General features: G+C 52.5%; 18 protein-coding genes and 1 pseudogene. 9 read left to right on the top strand and 10 right to left on the bottom strand.

Translation table 11 applies throughout. The annotated features are described in order from the left end of the window. A partial coding sequence (locus tag IGQ15_RS10720; RefSeq protein WP_297051616.1) for a methyltransferase domain-containing protein occupies positions 1 to 476 on the bottom strand: 476 nt, incomplete at its 3' end. A 132-nt stretch (positions 477 to 608) separates the two neighbouring features. Between IGQ15_RS10720 and IGQ15_RS10725 the strand changes: the two genes are divergently transcribed. Continuing rightward, the gene (locus IGQ15_RS10725; RefSeq protein ID WP_297051618.1) at positions 609 to 1,568 is read left to right on the top strand and encodes a histone deacetylase; all 960 of its coding nucleotides are present in this window, start codon (positions 609 to 611) and stop codon (positions 1,566 to 1,568) included. Here the strand turns inward: IGQ15_RS10725 and IGQ15_RS10730 are convergent. The 4 genes from IGQ15_RS10730 to IGQ15_RS10745 all read right to left on the bottom strand — a co-directional run bounded on the left by IGQ15_RS10730 (position 1,498) and on the right by IGQ15_RS10745 (position 4,375). Next, complete coding sequence (locus IGQ15_RS10730; RefSeq protein ID WP_363315848.1) at positions 1,498 to 1,956, bottom strand: glycosyltransferase; 459 nt, start codon at positions 1,954 to 1,956, stop codon at positions 1,498 to 1,500. The genes IGQ15_RS10725 and IGQ15_RS10730 overlap by 71 nt on opposite strands. Before the next feature lie 26 nt (positions 1,957 to 1,982). Next, positions 1,983 to 2,153 carry a hypothetical protein gene (locus IGQ15_RS10735; protein WP_297051620.1) on the bottom strand — a complete coding sequence of 57 codons (171 nt, stop codon included), beginning with the start codon at positions 2,151 to 2,153 and terminating at the stop codon, positions 1,983 to 1,985. A gap of 303 nt (positions 2,154 to 2,456) precedes the next feature. Beyond that, positions 2,457 to 3,329, bottom strand: a complete 873-nt coding sequence (locus tag IGQ15_RS10740) for a glycosyltransferase family 2 protein (protein WP_297051622.1) — start codon at positions 3,327 to 3,329, stop codon at positions 2,457 to 2,459. An 899-nt stretch (positions 3,330 to 4,228) separates the two neighbouring features. Next, complete coding sequence (locus IGQ15_RS10745; protein WP_297051624.1) at positions 4,229 to 4,375, bottom strand: hypothetical protein; 147 nt, start codon at positions 4,373 to 4,375, stop codon at positions 4,229 to 4,231. 276 nt (positions 4,376 to 4,651) lie between these two features. Here IGQ15_RS10745 and IGQ15_RS10750 point away from each other — a divergent pair, with 276 nt between their 5' ends. Further along, entirely contained in the window at positions 4,652 to 4,951 is a 300-nt protein-coding gene (locus tag IGQ15_RS10750; RefSeq protein ID WP_297051625.1) for a nucleotidyltransferase domain-containing protein, read from the top strand. After that, positions 4,948 to 5,412 (top strand): hypothetical protein, encoded by a 465-nt coding sequence (locus tag IGQ15_RS10755; RefSeq protein ID WP_297051627.1) that lies wholly within the window; start codon positions 4,948 to 4,950, stop codon positions 5,410 to 5,412. Before IGQ15_RS10750 ends, IGQ15_RS10755 begins: the two co-directional genes overlap by 4 nt. Positions 5,413 to 5,419: 7 nt before the next feature. Here IGQ15_RS10755 and IGQ15_RS10760 read toward each other — a convergent pair whose 3' ends face one another. Further along, on the bottom strand, positions 5,420 to 5,695 hold the full coding sequence (locus IGQ15_RS10760; RefSeq protein WP_297051629.1) for a hypothetical protein: 276 nt from the start codon (positions 5,693 to 5,695) through the stop codon (positions 5,420 to 5,422). 2 nt (positions 5,696 to 5,697) lie between these two features. On the opposite strand from IGQ15_RS10760, the gene IGQ15_RS10765 reads away from it, so the two are divergent. Together IGQ15_RS10765 and IGQ15_RS10770 are read left to right on the top strand one after the other, a co-directional pair. Continuing rightward, positions 5,698 to 6,042 carry a PhoU domain-containing protein gene (locus IGQ15_RS10765; RefSeq protein WP_297051631.1) on the top strand — a complete coding sequence of 115 codons (345 nt, stop codon included), beginning with the start codon at positions 5,698 to 5,700 and terminating at the stop codon, positions 6,040 to 6,042. 131 nt (positions 6,043 to 6,173) lie between these two features. After that, positions 6,174 to 8,051: a caspase family protein gene (locus IGQ15_RS10770; RefSeq protein WP_297051633.1), complete on the top strand. Its 1,878-nt coding sequence runs from the start codon at positions 6,174 to 6,176 to the stop codon at positions 8,049 to 8,051. Here IGQ15_RS10770 and IGQ15_RS10775 read toward each other — a convergent pair. Together IGQ15_RS10775 and yqeK are read right to left on the bottom strand one after the other, a co-directional pair. Then, complete coding sequence (locus IGQ15_RS10775; protein ID WP_297051635.1) at positions 8,048 to 8,893, bottom strand: ABC transporter permease; 846 nt, start codon at positions 8,891 to 8,893, stop codon at positions 8,048 to 8,050. The genes IGQ15_RS10770 and IGQ15_RS10775 overlap by 4 nt on opposite strands. A gap of 45 nt (positions 8,894 to 8,938) precedes the next feature. After that, the gene (gene yqeK / locus IGQ15_RS10780) at positions 8,939 to 9,589 is read right to left on the bottom strand and encodes a bis(5'-nucleosyl)-tetraphosphatase (symmetrical) YqeK (protein WP_363315850.1); all 651 of its coding nucleotides are present in this window, start codon (positions 9,587 to 9,589) and stop codon (positions 8,939 to 8,941) included. 348 nt (positions 9,590 to 9,937) lie between these two features. Between yqeK and IGQ15_RS10785 the strand changes: the two genes are divergently transcribed. Next, entirely contained in the window at positions 9,938 to 11,512 is a 1,575-nt protein-coding gene (locus IGQ15_RS10785) for a serine/threonine-protein kinase (RefSeq protein WP_297051639.1), read from the top strand. Between the two features lie 23 nt (positions 11,513 to 11,535). On the opposite strand, the gene nrdJ is transcribed toward IGQ15_RS10785, so the two are convergent. Continuing rightward, positions 11,536 to 13,809 carry a ribonucleoside-triphosphate reductase, adenosylcobalamin-dependent gene (nrdJ, locus tag IGQ15_RS10790; RefSeq protein WP_297051641.1) on the bottom strand — a complete coding sequence of 758 codons (2,274 nt, stop codon included), beginning with the start codon at positions 13,807 to 13,809 and terminating at the stop codon, positions 11,536 to 11,538. A gap of 156 nt (positions 13,810 to 13,965) precedes the next feature. Here nrdJ and IGQ15_RS10795 point away from each other — a divergent pair, with 156 nt between their 5' ends. After that, positions 13,966 to 15,204, top strand: a complete 1,239-nt coding sequence (locus tag IGQ15_RS10795; RefSeq protein ID WP_297051642.1) for an aspartate aminotransferase family protein — start codon at positions 13,966 to 13,968, stop codon at positions 15,202 to 15,204. A 62-nt stretch (positions 15,205 to 15,266) separates the two neighbouring features. On the opposite strand, the gene IGQ15_RS10800 is transcribed toward IGQ15_RS10795, so the two are convergent. Further along, a complete protein-coding gene (locus IGQ15_RS10800; protein ID WP_297051644.1) occupies positions 15,267 to 18,248 on the bottom strand; it encodes an FHA domain-containing protein in 2,982 nt (993 codons plus the stop codon). A gap of 222 nt (positions 18,249 to 18,470) precedes the next feature. On the opposite strand from IGQ15_RS10800, the gene IGQ15_RS10805 reads away from it, so the two are divergent. Next, positions 18,471 to 19,223: a response regulator transcription factor gene (locus IGQ15_RS10805; protein ID WP_297051646.1), complete on the top strand. Its 753-nt coding sequence runs from the start codon at positions 18,471 to 18,473 to the stop codon at positions 19,221 to 19,223. 47 nt (positions 19,224 to 19,270) lie between these two features. Further along, a pseudogene (locus IGQ15_RS10810) lies at positions 19,271 to 20,067 on the top strand (hypothetical protein); the annotation flags it as partial.

Here is a 20,067-nt window from a genome sequence, read left to right on the forward strand (position 1 = left end):
GCTCGCAGGAAAGGAGAATCGAAGTCAGAAATCAGTAAAAAGCCACTATCCTTGAGTGCTAGGTCAATATTGCAGACAGCACGGCTCAATAGAGAGCGATCGACCCAACAAAATACTCCCGAAACAATGACAACATCGACACCAGTCCAAGGTAATCCTTCAGGCTGCGTAATGCTCCCTTGGCAAAACTCAATCTGGGGAAACGCTACTCGGCCTGTGGCGATCGCCTTACCAGAGGGTTCAACAACACAACACCGCCATTCGGGATACTCCCGCTGAAAGCCTGCGGCTACCTTGCCCGAAGCACCTCCCACATCGAGTAAAACGCCCTGTTGCGGTAGAGTTATTCGTTTCAGGGCTTGAAGCACCCGATGCTCCGATGAGATGGGTGTCGTTGCAAACTCGGCATTACGTTCAAACCAAGCATCAGCCTCTTGATTGACAAAGATAGTATCTTGTTGGTTAGGGGAGGTCATATGAATGACTAGGGTACCAATGATAAGGGCAAAGATAGACCATGAATAGCTTCGCGCTCTACAATATCGATTTCTATGCGTGGACGCAACAGCAGTGTCAAGCTCTTGCCAATAAGGCATGTGGGTCAAATTATGTTTTCCCCTGTCTTTATCTATAGCGATCGCTTTCTCGAACATCATTGTCGCCAGTTTCACTTTGAGCGACCCGAACGCCTGTTAGCCATTTGTCGGCATTTGCAAGCGGCATTTCCAGCAGCAGAGTGGCGCGAACCCACGCCTGTCGGAGAAGGCTTAACCCCTTGGTTGGAAAAAGTACATAGTCGGGTGTACTTAGAGCAACTGAGACGCATTGGGGCAGAGGGGGGCGGCTGGCTCGATCCGGATACTTACCTCAATGGGCAGAGCGATCGGGTGGCACGGTTAGCGGTACAGGCTTGGCTAGATGGGGTGGATTTGGCCGTACAGCGGCAGCAACCCATTTTTGTCTTGGCGCGTCCCCCCGGCCACCATGCCTTACGGGAACGGGGAATGGGCTTTTGTCTATTGGCCAATGGGGCGATCTCTAGCCATTATGCCCTCAGTCTGCCAGGGATAACACGAGTAGCCATTCTCGATTGGGATGTCCACCACGGCAATGGTACTCAAGCCCTAGTCCAAGATCATCCTCAGATCGCTTATTGTTCGCTCCATGAGTTTCCCGCCTATCCCTATACAGGCGATGGGGGCGATCGCGGGCACTACAACAACGTCCTCAACATACCCATGCCCACAGGTTCCACTGGAGCGGCCTATCGCGCCGCATTTCAAGATCACGTTATGCCCTTCTTGCAGCAATTTAGCCCAGATTTACTGATCATCAGTGCGGGGTATGATGCCCACCGCGACGATCCCCTTGGCAGCATTGAACTCGAAGAGGCTGACTATGGCTGGATGATGTACCATTGCTTACAGATCACTCGCCGCATTGTTATTGGTTTGGAGGGGGGATATCACCTTGAAGCCTTGGGGCGATCGCTAGTCGCTACCGTACAGGCGACGGTTGTTGACGATGACGCTCCAGAACTTCCTCATAAACCGCAAGGTATTGCTTAGTCACCACAGGATAGGCAAATTTTCTCACCGCATCAGCACGAGCTTGGGCACAGAGTTGGGCATGACGCTGCACATCTTCTAAAACCCACTGAATACCGCGTGCTAAATCTTGGGAATCAAAAGCCTGAGCAAGGTAGCCATTCTTTTCGTAAGCTACAATGTCACGTAAACCACCAACGTTAAAAGCGACAACAGATGTGCCACAAGCAATTGCTTCAATAGCTGTATTCGGTAAATTATCTTGCTGTGAGGGAACAATCATCACATCGGCTGCACTGTAGAACTGACAAAAATAGTTTTCATCTGTAATGTGCCCCGTGTATTTCACTGGAAATCCTAAATCTTCTTTCTTACGAGGCTGAGCTTCGCCAAAAACCACTAGTTGCAAGAGTTGGTCTTTCCCTTTCAGGTAGCCTAAGCTTCCTTGAGCAAATCAAATCCTTTACGAGGATCCTTGCCACCCCTCATTGCCCCAAAGAGGACAATAGGTATGTCCAACTCCTGACGCATTTGCTTTTTATCGTGGGGTTGCCATTGTTCAACATCAATTGGGTTGGGAATGACGCTAATAGGCCAGTCTCCCATCAGAGCACTTTTTGGACACACTCGCCAAGCCAGCAACTAAGTGCAACGAGGTTATAGGCTTTTGCCAATATTTTCGCTTGCGCTCCCACGTCCAGCGATTAAGATCAAATCCCCTTTCATCAGCAGGACGATTATGGGGATAATAGCCCTCTTGCCAGCGCAAATCTTCCGTTTTGTTGAATTCATTAGATAAAGTAATATAAAATACCTTCTTCCATTGATTAGAGATTTGGGTAGTAGATATTTTTCGCAGATTGATTGTATTAAAGTTGCAAGTCAAAGGCGATTTGGCTTTTAATAGATTCATATAGTTTCTCCAATGTAAAAACTTTGTATTACTTTTTTAAGTAAGTGATACAATTTAATTTTAAAGCGCATAAGTTTACTACTACAAAAAATCCGATTAAAAGCGTAGAGATCAGCATCTACATTAACAGCTACTTCCTTAGGATGCTGAATATCTCCTAAAGAAAAAACTGGCAAGTTAGCGAGAGGATGATTTATCGAGAGCGTATGAGTAGCATCTGGACCAAAGCCAATATTACTCACGAGGTTGACGTTGGGTGTAGCTGTTAGAACTCCATAGTACCAAACAGTTGCTATCCATTGATAATCCCAAGTGTCAATTTTGCCTAGATACGTTTGATCAAAAAGCCTCTCCCAGTACATCCGTTCAACGGAATTAGGCGTTTTCTTCCGCCAATCGGCTGACTTCTTCCACACTGGCCAAAAAGACATATCAACGTCATATTTTTTCCAAGCACGCCGCCACGAAGCCCATCCCCAACAATGACTATACTTGGAGAAGTAATAGGAACCATCACCTCGAACCTGACCATCCTGAAAATTATTTCCTGTAATCACCCACACGCAATTATCGTTAGCATAGTAATTAAGCAATTCATCACAGAATCTAAAATAATCAGGATGAGGTAGACAATCATCTTCCAGGATAAGTCCCTGTTCTTCATGCTCAAAAAACCAACTGATAGCACTACTGACCGCAACCTTGCATCCCAAGTTCTTCTCCCGAAAGAGAGTCTTGACCTCACAGGGCCAATCAACCTGTGTCGCAATTTCCCTTACTTGTCTAACCTTTTCAACTTCTCCCTTTCGATGAGCTCTAGGGCCATCGGCAGCTACATATAGTCTAGATGGACGAGCTTGACGAATCACTTCAAAGACTCGTTGTGTAGTATGGGGACGATTAAAAACAAGAAAAAGGATTGGTGAGTTGCAATTCATAGCTTATTAATTCTTTAATCGAGTATCAATCAAAAAATATCTAAGATAATGCCACTTTGCTCTCTTGTATCTATGACAAACTATTTACGCATGTTAGCATCTTTTGCATCTATTGTCAAATCTATTTTCAAGTGACTTAGCTCCTGTCACTATATCTGTCCTAGACTCTCAACTCCTCTTTTAACTCTAACTCTAGCTGACCTATGTCCTAGACCCCAGTTTGAGAAGCACGAGAGTGCTGTTTTATCGGCTAGAGAATTCAGGCGTTAAGGAGAAAGAGGACGCTGTTAGATAAGTGGCAATATTTACCACTGTACCACTATAACTGAATTGGCGGTGTTCGATAGTGCACTGGAACTTCGACGGTCAGCCAGAGCTACGTATGGCTTAGAATGTTAAGTTTTTTTTGCAGGATTCAACACTTCTGGATGCTGAATATCTCCTAAAGGAAAAACTGGCAAGTTAGCGAGAGGATGATTTATCGAGAGCATAATGAGTAGCATCTGGAGCAAAGCTAATATTACTCACGAGGTTGACGTTGGGTGTAGCTGTTAGACCAGTTCAATTTGAAGATAGCCTGAATAAAGGCTGTGTAATGAACGACTAGCCCGTTAAAGAACGAGTCACTCCCGCCGTCATTGGTGACAATACAGCTTACAGCTATCGACCTGAAAAACGTGTTCTCCCGTCAAAGGCTTGACGCCCGGCAACGTCACCCGCCGTCCCGTGAGGGTGAGCAGTCCCCAGCGACTCTCGTGTTGAGAACTATCGCAGCCACTGCACAATAGCTTTATAGCTGTTAAACCCGCTGTGCTCCCACAACGGTACCATCACTGCTGGGGTCCCCCTTGGCGATAGGCGTTGAGCCAGCGAGTCATGGTGGACGGGTTGCGATGGAGGAATAGGGCCATTTGGGACGGCGGTGGATTCAGCCAGTAGAGCATCTGCAAGCGTTCCTGCTGGACAGCCGTTTTCATAAGGATGACAAGAAGAACACGTAGTCTGGCTCTGCCACAGAGTCCCGTCATGTCAAGATATTGAACCGAATAGAAAACGGCTGTAGGCGGCGTTGCAGTTCTTCAGAGCTTTCTGTGATTGTGAGCAGAAGCGGGCGAGCCATGAAGGTCTCCTACTGAGATGACTGCAGTTTTAGGATAAACAATCCCCTCGTTTAAGACTTGATTAACCTCAATGTTACTCAGGCGCAGTCTCGACTTAAGATGAATCTAATAGAGGAATGAGCGGGCGATCGCATGCGCTTAACATCTAAACAAGTGACTGGCATTCGCTCTATTATCAGGGAATTGGCGGGCGAAGAAGCCACTGTTCGCCTTTTTGGTTCTCGTATCTATGATGACCTGCGGGGTGGTGATGTCGATCTACTCGTAGAACTGCCCTATCCAGTCGCATCGCCTGCTCTACTGGCTGCCCGCCTTGCTGGCCGAATCAGCCGCTTTTTGGATGAGCGCAATGTTGATGTGGTTTTAGCAGCACCCAATCTCCTCCGCTTGCCTATCCACGAGGTTGCCCGTCAAGAGGGAATTCTTCTGTGATTCTGGATTCACGACTTACTGCCCGCTGGCAGTATCTCTCCCAGTTGGCAGAGCGGGAAATTCTGCGATTGGAAGCCACTGACCGACGTTTGTTTGACCAGCCTTTTACACCAGAGCGTGCTCGTCAATTGGCTGAGGATGAAGATTTGGCCGAGCGCGTGGATGCCTTTGTCTGCCGCTTTAGTCGCCTCCAAGATACCGTTGGCGATAAGCTATTGCCGACCTATTTGGCTGTGCACGGCGAGCGCACTACAACGTTTGCCCAGAATCTGGATCGGGCCGAAAAACTGGGTCTGATCCTCGATGCCCAAGCGTGGATAGATATGCGTAAGCTGCGCAATCAAATGGTGCATGAATACGTTGAAGATGCGGCAATTTTAGCCTCAGCGCTTGAGGCGGCTCATGGGTTTGTACCGGTGTTGATTGCAACTGCTCGCCGTTTGCTCATGAACGCGACGTGAATTCCTCCTAGGTCGCAATTGAGGCACTTGCCTGCACATGGGCTGCCTCCACCCCTTGGCGACAGAGGCGTTCTGTGACCTGCTCTGGGGTATTGCCTGTCGACTCTAGCCCTTTGGGAAAGGCGATCGCGTAGGTGGCATGAAGTTCCTTACTGCCAATAACGGCTGGTGTCCCCCTTGGCGATAGGCGTTCAGCTAGGGAGTCATGGTGGACGCGTTGCGGTGGAGCAATTTGAACGGCAATTACAACGTCTGCGCAGTGACTTGCTGCGACTGGAGACACTGGTGGAAAGTGCTTGTCAGTTGGCTTATGGTGTCTTAATTGAGCGACATCTCCTCAGTGTCGAGCAGTTGATTCAAAGGGAGCGGGACATTGACCGCAGCGCCCAAGAACTCAATCGTGAGGCGATCGCCCTGCTGACATTACAAGCCCCTGTGGCCGAGGATCTCCGATTTTTAGTCATGCTCTCGCACCTCTGCCGCGATCTAGAGCGGATCGGTGATTATGCCCTTGAAATTGGCCGTGCCGGTCAAACGCTGCTGCGCTATCCACACCTAGAGCACATTGGTGATCATGCGACAACCATTGGCCAGCGCGTCTGCTTCATTGTGCGGGGGGAAGCCTCCTAGGAAAATTGAGGTTTTGTGCTCGCTGTGCGCTGAATTGCGTCCACAACCTTTGAGAATAGAATTAGTCCTAATTCATAAGTGTTGTCGTGCCTGTGCTCGAACCTGAGGATGGGCCTGTTGGGAGGTAAGGCATGAGGTTAAGCCGTCGTTCTTTTTTGTACGGTGCTGCGGCACTGACACTGATGCCGTGGGTTTGGCAAACGGCAGGCGGCTCCTTGGCAGACTCTCTTCGTCCGTGGCGAGCACTCCTGATTGGCATTAACCACTATCCCCAGTTGGCAGGTGTGCCCCCTTTGACCGGTTGCCTGATGGATGTTGAGCTGGTGAAAAACCTATTGTTAGATGGCTGGGGGCTAGCGGACAGTGACATTACACTCCTGACGGAACAGGCGGCAACCCTCGATGCGGTCCAAGAAACCCTAGGGGTGCTGGAGCACTCTGGTCAGACCCTGTTGGTTTACTTTAGTGGCTACGGCACCCTCTGGCAGCAACAACCAGCACTGGTTTTCGCCAATGCCACAACAGCAGGTGAGGGCATCTTACCGCTTGCTGAATTACTGCGTATCAAAAGGGTACAGGTATGGCTCGACAGCCGCTTTAGCCCGCCACCCATTGAGGGGGAGATGTTGCGCTGGCGATTTGTTCCGTTGCAGCCTGTAGAGACCCGTAGCACAGGCCAAGTTCCCAAGGATCATCTGCTCTGGGCAGATTTGGGGGTAGAAACGCATCTGAATGGCGTTCCTATGGGACTCTTTACTGCTAGTTTTAGCCATTATCTAGCAGCTTTGGGGGGCGATCGCCCCTTGGCGACGAGCCTGATGTACGCCGCCGATGAACTGCGCTGGCAAACTGGGGCAGAAATTCATCTAGTCAGCGATGGATTGCCGAGGAATGTTCCCCTATCCCACGGCTTTGATGGTGTGGTGCAAAGTACAGGTCGCGATCGCGCCCTTCAGGTTTGGTGTGGCGGCCTCAGTCCTTGGCTATTAGCCCATTGTCATCCCCACAGTCGCTGGAGCACTGCCGATGGCGCCACCGTCGTCAACATCGCGAGTTTTAATGGCCTGATGGCGCAAGGGGTCAGCAGTCAGCCTCTGCAAGTGGGCGATCGCCTCTACGAGCAACAGCGGCGTTTAGGGAAAAATCTCCATCTGCACGTGGCCCTCGACACCAAGCTCAGCAAAATTGAGCGCGTAGATGCCATCAATGCCCTGACCAATGAAGAAAAAGTTGCTGTCCTTAACAGCAGTGACCCCCTGCCGGATGTGGTGCTCACCAAGAGTGAAACGGTGGGCAGCTATGGGCTGGAGTGGCCGGTGGGAACGCTGCTCCAACACAGTTGTAGTGGCACCAATGAAGCTGCCAAAGCCGGCATCCGTCGCTTGACCCCCCTGCTCAATGCCCTACTGGCGCAGAAATGGCTAACGCTAACGCTCAATCCCACCTCCAGTCAGGTGGCCGTGTGTACAACTCTTGAGCAACTATCACCAACGGCAAAACTCTTGAGCCGCCAATCCCCACCCCGCAGCCCCAATCCCCTGCCGGATGTCCTGAGCACCAACCTGCCAGCCACAAATTTAGATATGCCCCTCACCTTGGCCAAGGGGGATACTTGCCGCTGGAGCCTCTACAACTACAGCGATCGCCCTCTCAACATTGTCGCCTTTGCCTGGGATAGCAGTCAGGGCATTCTCCTCCTGCCGCTGCAAACGCAGTCGTGGCAGTTGGTGGTTGCCCCAGGCTTGAATATTCCCCTTTATACGTGGACACTGAATCGCCCTTGCCAATGGCTGAAGGTCTTTATCATCAGCAGCCACCGCCCGCTGACTCGTTTTAGTCAACTGAGCAGCCACCCTAGCCATTCAGAGCCATTGCTAATTTCTGGTGAGGATAGTCTGGCCTTGGTTCTCAGCTTGCTAGCCGATCTTAGCAGTGAACCGGAGGGGAATGAGTTTTGCTTGGATGTGCGGGAGTGGTGTACCCAAGGCTTCACGCTGCGGGTGGTCTAGGCCAAACGCCGCCGTAATAGGGGTTGGATCAGTAGGCTCATCCCCAGGGCAACAGCCAAGAGAATCAATAGGGCAGCACCTAAGCTCAGTGACCCCCAAGGAGCCGCCATCACCACATCGCTCAACCGCCAATCGGGATGCAGATAGACATAGCGAATCGGTTCAATAGCCAAACTGAGGGGGTTGAGGCTGGCAATCCACTGCAACCAGCGGGGCATAAACGACAGGGGCACCAAAGCAGTACTGGCAAAGAGCAACGGCAGGTTGATCACAAAAATAACGGCCAATAGCTCAATGTGCCCCGGCAAGGCAAAGGTAAGGCCCAAGCTCAAAGCTGTCACCCCAAAGACCAAAATCAGCACCGTGGCCAAAACGACCCCAATGCCTGCCAAATTCGGTAGCCCCGTTCCTAGGAGCACCCCCAAGCTGGCGATCGCCACCACCTGAATCAAACTGAGGGTAGTAATAAACAACGCCGAAGCGAGAACAATCGAAAACCGCGAGGCCAAGGGTGCCACCAACAGCCGATTCAAAAAGCCAAACTCACGGTCAAACATCACCGGCAACCCCGCATTCAGGGCACCACTAAAGGCGGTAAAGACAATAATGCCGGCGCAGAGAAACTGACCATAATTGGTACTCTCGCCAAAGAGACCCTGCGGCACATTCTGGAAGAGGGCACCAAAGAGGATCAACCAAATCAAGGGTTGTACCACCCCCGCCACCAGTGTTGAAGGGCGCCGTTGCAGTTGGATAAACAGGCGACGGGTCAAAGCGAGCGTTTCCTGAACGAATTCACCTGAGAAAACACCGGGAACAGCCCTTGCTGAAGCGGTGGTCATAACGCAACTCCGAGATCAAACCTGGTTTCTAGGATAGCAAGGCCTCTAAACCTTGGCGGTGCCTTTCTTTTCGCTCTTTTTCGGTTTTGCTGGTGCCACCTGCATCGCCCAGTTGCGGGTCAGGATCATGCGGGGGTGAATTAAGCGGTGCTGATCAATCAGCCACAACAGCGTGCGATCGCACACCCGCCACACCGCCTCCTGTAAATTTTGGTGAGCCACCTTACGCAATTCCTCTAGCTCCACCGTCTGACCCCGCCCCGGCTCCAAGCTATCCGCGAGAAACACGACACAACTCAAGGCATCCATTCCCGGCTGACCCAAGGTGTGATTGGCGACGGCTGCTAAAACCTGCTCATCAGTGACACCCAATTGCTGCCGCGCCACCAAGGCACTGACATCGGCATGGAGCAAGTGGGGATCTGCTTCATCTACCTCTGTAATGGGTAGCCCCGCCTCCCGTGCCATACTTAACAACCGCTCTGGGGGAAAATATTTCGCCAAATCATGGAGTAACCCAGCCCAAGCAGCGCGATCCACATCCAAGCCGTGGTGTAGGGCTAGCTCTGCCGCCATTGTTTCTACCCGCAGGATATGTTGGAGTCGGGGTGCCGGCACATTCTCCGTCAGCCATTTCAAAACCTGCTGGCGATCGCCCAGGGACTTTTTAGAATCAGTTGTCACAAGGGAAGTCATAGCCAAAGCCACAGCAGGGATGATGAAGTGCTACCCTTGTATCATACCGAAGGCTCTTTTCACAAGGTTGGGAAACCCTTAAAACAGTCAAAGCTACTGTCGCTTCCTCACTTATGCATCGCATATTTTAGGAAAGGGCTGTGAGCTTTTTGTCAAACTTCCGTAATTTCACGGATAGGGTGAGGCAAAGAAAAAAGAGTATCGTAAAAGTACGGAGTCGTCCTGTGAAAACTACTGAACCATGCTAGCGGCGGGGGCACATTCCTGTGAGCTTTGACTTGAAAACAGGTCACCCTATCCCCCTTCCCTCCCCCCTGTTGAACGTACTGTTCATCTTCTTGGCTGCTTATGAGTTACTGCCTAAATCCGAACTGTGTCAAGCCAGACAATCCTGATGGTTTAGACGTTTGCCAAGCCTGTGGCAGCAAACTTTTGCTGAATGATCAATACATGGCAATTAAAGTGCTGGGGCGGGGAGGGTTTGGTACCACTTTTTTGGCCGTGGATACAAAACTGCCCGGCAACCCCAGCTGTGTGATTAAACAATTGCGGCCAGCTGCCACTGCACCTCATATCTTGGCTATGGCGCGGGAACTCTTTTTGCGGGAGGCGACCACCCTCGGCAAGGTTGGCAACCACCCTCAACTACCTCGTCTCCTGGGTTATTTTGAAAATGGGGATGAATTCTACTTAATCCAAGAATATGTCGGTGGCCTTACTCTCCAACAGGAAGTGAAACGTTTTGGCTCCAAAAGCGAAGAAGAGGTGAAGCAGGTTTTGCAAGAAGTGCTGCCTATCCTGGATTACCTACACAAAAATGGTGTGATCCACCGTGACATTAAGCCTGCCAACTTGATCCGTCGTGATATTGACAACAAGCTAGTGCTCATTGATTTTGGTGCAGTCAAAGACAAAGTCACCCAAGCGATGGTGGAAAATGCCCCAGAACTCTCTACATTCACTAGCTTTGCTGTGGGAACACCGATGTATGCCCCGCCAGAGCAAATGGCCATGCGTCCCATCTATGCCAGCGATATTTACGCCCTGGGTGTCACCTGTGTCTATCTCCTCACTGGTAAATCACCCAAGGAGATTGAACGGGATCCGCGCACAGGGGAATGGCATTGGAAGCGGTACGTCAAAAATATCTCCCCTGAGTTTGCCGCTCTCCTCGACAAAATGCTGGAGGATGCCGTTAAAAACCGCTACCAAAGCGCGATGGATGTCCTAAGGGATCTGCAACTCCTCGAGTCCAAACAAGCCACTGCTGTGGCTGCCCCTAGCGTTGCCGCAGAGGAGGACGATCTCAGTAATGCCCTCTCAGCTCCACCCAGTCAAGGCCACCCCCCTGTACCAGGCGTAACCAAACGCTCCAGCTATGCCTCATCGGTGAGCCAAAATGCCCAAGCGGCTCGAGTGCGCCAATCACGGATGACAAGGACAGGATTGGGAGGTCCGCCAGTGGTTGGAACTGGCCCGGGTCAACACCTACGCGCCAAGGTCACACCACGGATGACAGCAGTCCAGGTGCTCACAGCCTACAAACGGGGCGAACGGGATTTTGTGGATGTGGATCTTTCCAACGTTGTCCTCCGCAATGCGGATCTGTCGGGTGCCAACTTTGCCAACGCCAATTTTACCAATGCCGATTTGAAGGGCTGCATCCTCACCAATGCAGTCTTGCGGGAAGCCAATCTTCAGGGAGCCAACCTCAGTGATGCCAATCTCTGCGGTGCTTATCTGGTGCAAGCCAACTTTGAGCGGGCAAATTTGAAGGGGGCAAAATTGCAGGATGCCTCGATCTCGGGAGCCAACTTTACCGGTGCCGATATTTCTGGGGCAGACTTTAGTATGGTCTCAGGCGTCGTCCAAGGCCAACTCGATCGCGCCAAGAAGAACTGGTTTACAAAGTTGCCCAAATAGAGGGGCGAATTTGCCCCCTTTTCTTAGGACATTAGACATTTATCGGAGTCACAGCCCGCAGGTCCTGCTTCCATGAGCGGTTGGGTATAGCGAGCGAGGGCTTCATGGAAATCATCGACTCGCCTGCGCCGAGCAACCGCAGCAACTTCCTGCTCGTACCGTTCTTTGCTAATGGGTTCAAAGGGCAGACGTGGGAACGCTTCATGGGCATCAAAGCGTGCCAAGAGTGCCGCAGAGATATACCCTTGATCCTGCTGAATCGCCGTGTAAATTGCCGTGGCAAGGGGTTCGACTTCAGGTTCCCGTAGCTCAATGGTGGCACTGGTGTTGTGGGTGGTGTAGTGCTGCTGCACCTGCATATAAAAGTCAAACTGTGCCAAAGCAGAAAATTGGCTAATATCAATCGTGTCCGCCCCCGGCAGATCTGCCCAAGAGACGGCAACGGGAATTTCCACTAGCCATTCGGTGCACCGTGGATCAAAGGGATCATCCAGAAGTTTCCCTGTCTCATCCTTATCAGACTGGGAGGGAATAATATTGTAGCCAAAGTCGTAGCAGGCCATGGCCACTGGGTCGCCCTTGCGGAACGTAATTCGCCGGATAAACCGTTGGGCTTTGGGGGGATGCCAGCCGGGGGAGGCACCCGTCAGTAGGGATTTGGTACCGGAGGGTTGGACGGTGGTACAGCGATTGGGGCGCTTGAGGCCATGGCGATCGCAATACTCCCAGACGGTCTCATGGACAATTTGCCGCCAGCGTTGCAGGAAGGCTGCCTCTTGGGCTTTGAATTCACGCCCTTGGGTTGTATTGGGTCGTCCCGCTGCCCACCATTCCAGCCAAGGCACACCAAAGGCATGAACGCAGAAGTCAAATAGCCCCGTAAAACTGACGCCAACAATGGGATCAATGGCGCGGGAGTATTGATAGCGGTCGACAACAAAACGATGGTTCAGCAGTGCTGCCACTGAGAGCGCACCAGCTCTGAAGGCTTTTTCCTGTGTGATCGTATCCGCTGGATCAATTTGATTCAGGTGAATTTCCGCAAGGTTGCAGTGGAAATCACTGCCGAGAATTTCACCACAGGGATTGAGGCCATAACGACCCAAGCGGTGGGAAAGCTCCCGCTGATCAATGGTGGGCAACAGTTGCCGCAAAAAGGCTTCCCCCTGTTGATTTTCATAGGCACGGAGAAAGGCCTGCCTGAGATCTGCTGTGGTCAGCAGATCGGCATTGGCACGGGCGATCGCTTCCCCTGCCCATTGAATGGCACCTTCCCCTGAATAGAACTGACTGCGCACCGCATTGATGCATTCTTCCAGACTAGGCTTAGTGTGAAAGACACGGGTATGGTTGGCCATCCGCAGAGCATCCCGCTTGGGATCAATTCGCCAATTGCCTTGATCATCCTGCTGCCAAAGATTTTGCTTGGCTTGGGCAAAAGCTTCATCCTCACTTGCGCCCTGACGCATACCCGCCGATCGCCTCACATTGCCAGCAACAACGACGACGGCTGCCTCATCAATCAGCAGACAGCACTCCACAGAGGTCAACTGGCGACCCACCGCCGCATTCAACAGTGCCGCGCAGCGATGGTAGAGGTCTGGCAGTTTTACTGGATTGGCAACCCCCCCAAACCCCTTGAGCCGCTCACCCGTGGGACGCACATCACTAATGTCAATTGTCACCTGAACTGAACCACCGAGTTGGGGGTTGCTGGCGAGCTCAAGAAGCGTTTGATAGGACTTTACCCACCCTTGGCGGCTATCCCCCACTTTGATCCGGCAGGTCTGACCCGTGAGGATTACGGTTGTTTGCTCTTGACGCGCTTCCTTAGGAGTTTGACCAATTTGACCAATGACAGTCACCGCAAGGTAATTGCAAATCGGCGCCAACTGGGAGATGTATTTTGGCTCTAGGACTGCCCCTGTGCCACAGCCCTGCATGGCCAAGTCCATCATCAGGCCAAAGGAATCCCAATCCACGACATTGGTGCTGGTGCAGTTGTAGGCACCGGAAAAGTTCTCGGGCTGGCGCACCCAATCGGTTCCTCCCACCCACAACCAACGGCCAGAGGGTAGTGCCTTCAAGTCCTGCTGCATTTCGCGGAGAAGGGCAACTTCTGCAGCGGTGAGGTGTCCCACTTCCTGTAGTCCTTGCAGGGTGCGATCGCACACCTGTTGCCAACTCTCCCGCTCGCCTGCTTCATTTTGGCGGCTGTAGGTGCGGTAAAACACGGGATAGGCTGTGGGAGCCGTAGCGGGGAAGCTGGTTTGAGGACGGGGAGGATTTTGCACCATAGGGGCAAGACTCAATGGCTGAATACTAGGTGTAGTGTACTGAAGCCATCCTTGGGGGTCAATAAGCACTAATCCTAGAGTGACCCGTAACTACCCTGCCACAGCGAGGGGGAGATGCTAAGATAGCAGGAAGTTTTTGCTTTGAGTCCAGAGTCAATGGTTGCTGCTCCCCCAACGTCCTTCAGTACCGATGCCTTTGACCAAGTGGTGATGACCACCTATGGCCGCTTTCCCATTACGCTTGTGCGCGGTGAGGGCTGCCGTGTTTGGGATGATCAAGGCCGTAGCTATCTGGATTTTGTGGCGGGAATTGCCACCTGTACCCTCGGTCATGCCCATCCGGCTTTGGTGGAGACGGTCAGCCGCCAAATGCAAACTCTGCACCACGTCTCAAATCTGTATTACATTCCCCAACAGGGGGCACTGGCGCAGTGGTTGGTGGCTCACTCCTGTGGCGATCGCGTCTTTTTCTGCAATTCCGGGGCTGAGGCCAACGAAGCCGCCATTAAACTGGCCCGTAAGTATGCCCATACCGTTCGCCACATTGCCAACCCGATCATCATTACCGCACAGGCTAGCTTCCACGGACGCACCCTCGCCACGATTACCGCTACAGGGCAACCGAAATACCAAAAACACTTTGACCCCTTAGTGCCCGGCTTTGCCTATGTGCCCTACAACGACTTGGCTGCCCTAGAAGCCCTCGTGGCCACCTTGGATCAACCGGAACCGCAAGTGGCAGCGATTCTCTTGGAACCTTTGCAGGGGGAAGGGGGAGTCCGTCCCGGCGATCGCCCCTACTTTGAGCAGGTACGCCAACTCTGTACCGAAAAAGGCATCCTCCTGATTTTCGATGAAGTGCAAGTGGGCATTGGTCGCACGGGATCCCTGTGGGGCTATGAAACCCTCGGTGTCGAACCCGATATTTTCACCTCCGCCAAAGGCCTTGCTGGGGGCGTTCCCATTGGTGCCATGATTGCCAAGGAGTTTTGTGCCGTCTTTCAGCCGGGGGATCATGCCAGTACCTTTGGCGGTAACCCCTTGGCCACGGCAGCAGCGCTCACGGTTTGTGAAACCCTTGAAAAAGAGAATCTCCTCGAAAATGTGCGCGATCGCGGGCAGCAACTGCGAACAGGACTACGTGAACTGGCAGCAGCCTATCCCCAACTCATTGCTGAGGTGCGCGGCTGGGGACTGATCAACGGTCTGGAACTGCAACCCGACACCCCCCTCACCGCTGCTGAGGTCGTCAAAGCTGCCCTGGCTGAAGGGCTATTGCTGGTGCCAGCGGGGCCGAAGGTGGTGCGCTTTGTCCCTCCGCTCATTGTCAGTGCTGCCGAGATTGATATGGCCTTGGGGGCAGTGAGCCGAGCCTTTGCCCACTTAGCAGCCTAATGTCTTAGGTGTTAGGCCTCGTGACCCATCGGCTGCTGAAACGGTAGCTGCATCGCTGGAGCCTAAAGAACATCCTTGCGTTTTTGAAAGACCCCCACTAGTCCCAGCATGAGGGCAATAATGCCCCCTAAGCGCAGGTTATTGGCGGTGACATTGGCGTTGAACGTGTGCCCTTGAAGACTCCAAAAGCGATCAATGAGGGCTTCACCGCTGGCGATCGCCCGCCCCCGCTGCTCTTTCCAGAGGGCGAATTGGTCTTGCCAGCGATCCATGGCCGTCTGATAGTCTTTGACCCGCTGATTGTATTCCTCGACGCGATCGCGATAGGCCTGATCAAACCCTAAGACCGAATTGGGCAGTGGCGGTGGATCACCCGGTTCCGGAGGTTGTGGGGGTTCGGGTTCATCCACAGCAGGGTGGTACTCCTTGCGCACGCCGGGAAAGCGGCAACGTAGAAAGAGGTTATCGTCAAAGCACGGACACTGTTCTAGGGCTTCAGGACTGAGTTTCTCCCGTTCAGATTTTGATTGCTGCCAGCAGGCATCCCGTGCCACATCCTGACCAAAGCCGAAGAGGGACACCACATTGGCATAACTCCAGCGGGTCAACGTCACATCACTGATCAGATTGCCCACGCCCCCTAGATCTTTCAGGGGAATAATCGCTCCAGCAAATGTAATCTGCGGCACCAAAAAGAGGATCGTTAACAAGGGAGCCACAGTTTGAGTCGGCGAGAGGGCAGAGACCAGTAACCCCATCACCATGCCACCAAAGGTGGCCAGAAAAAGCGTTAAATGCAACCCAGCGATCGCCCCAAGACCAAGGCTCAGATCGATCGCCAAAAACTTCACCGCCAAAAAAACGACTGCTTGGTACAGGGCCAGCACCACCGCTGGGCCAAGCTTGGAGAAAATATAGGGCCACAGCCCCAACCCCACCATCCGCTCCCGGCGATAGATCTCCAGTTCCTTCACAATTTCGCGCATCGTCGCTAGGCTGCCCACCATCACCGCAATCAGCACAGTGACAAAGGCCATCGTAAATGCCTGCCCCGCATCCCCCTGATCCGGATCGAGAATCGTTGGCTTCCAGAGGACAAAATCCAAGGCTCCCAAAATCGGCGCCAGGGAGAGCATGAGAATGAGTGCCGCCCGATCCTGTCGCAAAATGGCCAAGTTTCGCTGGGTGAGAACCCACCACTGCCGCCACGGTGCCACTTGGGGAATCATTGCTTTTTGACGCTGGGGTTGGACTTGTCGGGTTGCCCCCGTATCCACATTGAGGGGACGCTGCCGCTCCACCACATAGGTTTGATACAGATGGGACTGGCGATAGCGCTGCTGCCATACAGCTGGATTGGGTTCGCTCTCAATTTTGAGGTAAATTTCATCAAAATCTTGGACATCAAAATAGCTGAGGGCTTGATCCGGTGGCCCAAAATAGGCAAGATGGCCGCCCCGTGCCAAAAACACCACCAAATCGCAGAGCATCACGTTCTTAGTGGCGTGGGTAATGAGTAGAATCGTTCGCCCCTGATCTGCCAACTGGCGCAACAGCCGCATCATTTGAGTTTCCGTGCCCGGATCCAAGCCAGAAGTGGCCTCATCCAAGAAAAATAAACTGGGGCGGGTGAGCAATTCCACACCCATGGATACTCGTTTGCGCTGACCGCCACTCAGTTGTTTCACCAGTACATTACGGCGAGATGTTAACTCCAATTCCGCAAGGACGCGGTTCACCTGTTCCTCTCGCTCTTGATCGCTAAAATCAGCGGGTAAGCGCAGTCGTGCCGCATAGTCCAAGGCCTGAGCCACCGTTAGCTCGCTGTGAATAATGTCATCCTGAGGCACATAGCCAATCTGGGTGCGATAGCTGCCAAAGTAGCGGTACAGATCATAGCCGTTGACGAGTACCGTACCCCCCGTAGCAGGACGAAAGCCATTGAGGGCATCGAGGAGCGTGGATTTACCGGCACCACTGCCGCCCACAATCGCGACAAACTCGCGGGGTAAAATTGAAAGGGAAATATCTTGCAGAAGTTTCGCCCCCTTGGCCGTGGTTTTGCTGACGTGGATGGCATCGAGGCGCAGATTACCACTGTCGTTGTGGGGAACAATGGTTTCATCGGGGGTAAACAGCGAACTATAGGGGCCAATCCGCACCAAAGCACCCGTGGGTAAGGGCACTGGTTTGCGGGGTTCAAGGCGCCGGTTGTTGATGAAAGTACCGTTGGCAGAGTCGAGATCGACAATGTACCACTGTCCTTCCTGAAGGTAGAGGCGGGCATGAAATCGCGAGACGACCGGATGATCCAGCACCATATCGTTACTGGGGTCACGGCCAATCCGAATCTGCTGGCGATCGCGCAGTTGGAGGGGTCGCGTTTGCTCCACGACCTCCGTGGCGGGCATCAACAAATACGTGAGGCGCAGAGATTCGCCCACATGGATCACATCCCCCGGTGTCAAGGTGTGTTCGCTAATTGTTGTGCCGCGCCAGTGAAGGCCATTCTTGCTGCCCAAGTCAATGATTTTGTAGTGATCTCCTGATCGCACCAGCTTGGCATGGTGAAAGGAGACAAAGGGATGGTCAATGGTAATGTCCGCCTTCGGATCTCGACCGAGAATCAGTTCCTCCTTCAGCAGCGGAAACTCCTGCAACCAGTGGGGTGTCGCCACCTGCAAAATCGGCGTACTGGCAGCCCCCATCACCACCGTGCCCGGCAGTTCCGTTGTCACCATGCCATCGGGATCAAAAATGGCTTCAAAGTCACCGATTTGTAGGCGATCGCCCGCCTTTAGAGCCACAGGGGTGCGTGGCCGCAGCTTCGTGCCATTCAAAAAAGTGCCGCTGGCGCTTCCGAGATCCGCCACTTGATAACCCGTCTCCGTGGGAATAATCAAGGCATGGTGGCGGGAAATCCCCTCACCGACGAGAATCACTTGGCTTTGGGGGTCAGTACCAATGATCAGGCGATCGCGCCCCAGTTGAATTTGCTGTCGTGAACCATCAGCCGCTAAAAGGTTGAGAATGGGCACTGCCATACCGCTTGTTTAGAAACCCCACTTCATTTTGTCACTAGAGCCAGAGTAAGAATTTTCTATTACAGGAACAAGAAAAAACCCTAAAGTATTAGTCGTTACGAAATCATTGGGATTAAATTTGCTAAATTAGCACCCAATTCACTTAGGCATTGCCATTCTGTTGCCTCTTCTTCCCAATTCTCCCGGAAATCTTTACTCCGCTGTTGTTGTGGGGATGTCTTCATGTTGATGCACGTTGAAATTATTGAAAGTAACCCCCACCTGCGTTCCCTCCTTGGCTGGCACCTACAGCAAGTGGGGCACATCGTTCATCTTGCCAGTGGTTGTCAACAGGGGCAGGAGGTATTTCAACTGCGACATCCCGATTTGGTTGTTCTCGATCTGGACTTGAATCAGGGCAATGGTTTGGAACTCTGCCGCTGGCTTCACCATCAAAGTACTGTTTTAATTTTAGTTCTTTCTGCCCGCGAGGATGAAGCGGATGTGGTGACAGCGCTGCGGGCGGGCGCCGATGATTACTTGGCCAAGCCCTTTGGGATGCAGGAATTTCTTGCCCGAGTTGAGGCCTTGGCACGGCGAGCACGCCCCTGTTTACCCAGTGTCCTGAACTTGGGTGAGTTACAGGTGGACTTAGTGCAGCGACGAGTGGTGGTTCGCAATGTGCCAGTGGATTTGACACCGCAAGAATTTAGCCTACTCTATGTTCTCACCCAAATGGGGGGCACGCCTTTGAGTCGTCAGGAGTTGCTGCGGCGAGCTTGGCCAGAGAGCATTGACAACCCCCGCACTGTGGATACGCATATCTTATCTTTGCGTAAGAAAATTGAAGTGGATCCGCAGCAGCCGCGCTTGATTCAAACCGTGCGCAATGTCGGTTATCGGCTGCACCTTGAGCCATTAAATGGCCGTTCCCCTCGCCCCAGCTGTCGAACGGGCTCCTTTGACCGGCGATCGCCCGCGCATATTTTGGTTTAGACGCCCTATTTCCTACAATGAGGGAGACTGCAGGAACCAAGGGAAAAATGAGTCTCTCACCTACTGAAACAACCTCAGAAGGGCAATGGCAATTCCACCCCCACACCCTTCTTGAGCTCTACCGCCAACAGCAGTGGGAGGCGCTATCTGAGACACTGTTGCAACTGCTGCATCATTTTGAGCAAGTGACCTACCTCCAGTTAGCCCCCCAGCAGCACTACGCCATCAATGCCTTTGTGAAACACTTTCTGTACCTCTTTACTCAGCCAGATTACATCCTGAGCGATCGCCATGTGCCCGAGTTCTTGAAACTAAATGGCACCATTGCCAATCTGGTGGCTATTTCCAACTTCCGCACCACCGATCCTTGGCTACGTTTACTAGAACAACAACCCAACAACTTTGTCAAACTACTTACCCTCTACTCCCCCCGCAATCGTCGTCAATACCCCATCCAACAGTTCTTTGATTTATCCCCCCGCCTCGCCAGCCTGTGGTACTGCTATTCCTTTACCCACTATGCCGGCTTATGTGCCAATGTCCATACCAAACAGCGACTCAAAGATTTAATGGCGGCCTTTGATAATCGCTTGGAGCTGCTAGTGGAATTTCACCACATGAACTTTAGCGCCACCTACATTGATGGGGAAGGGGAGAGTCTCTTCAAGGCGAAGCTAAATGCCAAAATTCGAGAACTTGTCACCCAGCATATTACCGTTCGCAATCAACCAAACCCGCGTCGGATTGGCGTTATTTCTGGGCGCTGGTTTCCCAGCTCATCCCCTTATCGCACTCTTCAGCCCTTTGTCAAGGCCCTCCAAGAAACCTACGAAGTGGTTTTATA

It is taken from the genome of Thermosynechococcus sp. M98_K2018_005, from assembly GCF_015295825.1.
Classification (GTDB): Bacteria; Cyanobacteriota; Cyanobacteriia; order Thermosynechococcales; family Thermosynechococcaceae; genus Thermosynechococcus.

Excerpts from the sequence above, each read along its gene's own strand:
- nrdJ (WP_297051641.1), bottom strand. The coding sequence starts at position 13,809 with ATGGTGCAAAATCCTCCCCGTCCTCAAACCAGCTTCCCCGCTACGGCT.
- yqeK (WP_363315850.1), bottom strand. The coding sequence starts at position 9,589 with ATGACTTCCCTTGTGACAACTGATTCTAAAAAGTCCCTGGGCGATCGC.
- IGQ15_RS10725 (WP_297051618.1), top strand. The coding sequence starts at position 609 with ATGTTTTCCCCTGTCTTTATCTATAGCGATCGCTTTCTCGAACATCAT.
- IGQ15_RS10735 (WP_297051620.1), bottom strand. The coding sequence starts at position 2,153 with ATGGGAGACTGGCCTATTAGCGTCATTCCCAACCCAATTGATGTTGAA.
- IGQ15_RS10770 (WP_297051633.1), top strand. The coding sequence starts at position 6,174 with ATGAGGTTAAGCCGTCGTTCTTTTTTGTACGGTGCTGCGGCACTGACA.
- IGQ15_RS10750 (WP_297051625.1), top strand. The coding sequence starts at position 4,652 with ATGCGCTTAACATCTAAACAAGTGACTGGCATTCGCTCTATTATCAGG.
- IGQ15_RS10795 (WP_297051642.1), top strand. The coding sequence starts at position 13,966 with ATGGTTGCTGCTCCCCCAACGTCCTTCAGTACCGATGCCTTTGACCAA.
- IGQ15_RS10800 (WP_297051644.1), bottom strand. The coding sequence starts at position 18,248 with ATGGCAGTGCCCATTCTCAACCTTTTAGCGGCTGATGGTTCACGACAG.
- IGQ15_RS10775 (WP_297051635.1), bottom strand. The coding sequence starts at position 8,893 with ATGACCACCGCTTCAGCAAGGGCTGTTCCCGGTGTTTTCTCAGGTGAA.
- IGQ15_RS10745 (WP_297051624.1), bottom strand. The coding sequence starts at position 4,375 with ATGAAAACGGCTGTCCAGCAGGAACGCTTGCAGATGCTCTACTGGCTG.
- IGQ15_RS10785 (WP_297051639.1), top strand. The coding sequence starts at position 9,938 with ATGAGTTACTGCCTAAATCCGAACTGTGTCAAGCCAGACAATCCTGAT.
- IGQ15_RS10805 (WP_297051646.1), top strand. The coding sequence starts at position 18,471 with ATGTTGATGCACGTTGAAATTATTGAAAGTAACCCCCACCTGCGTTCC.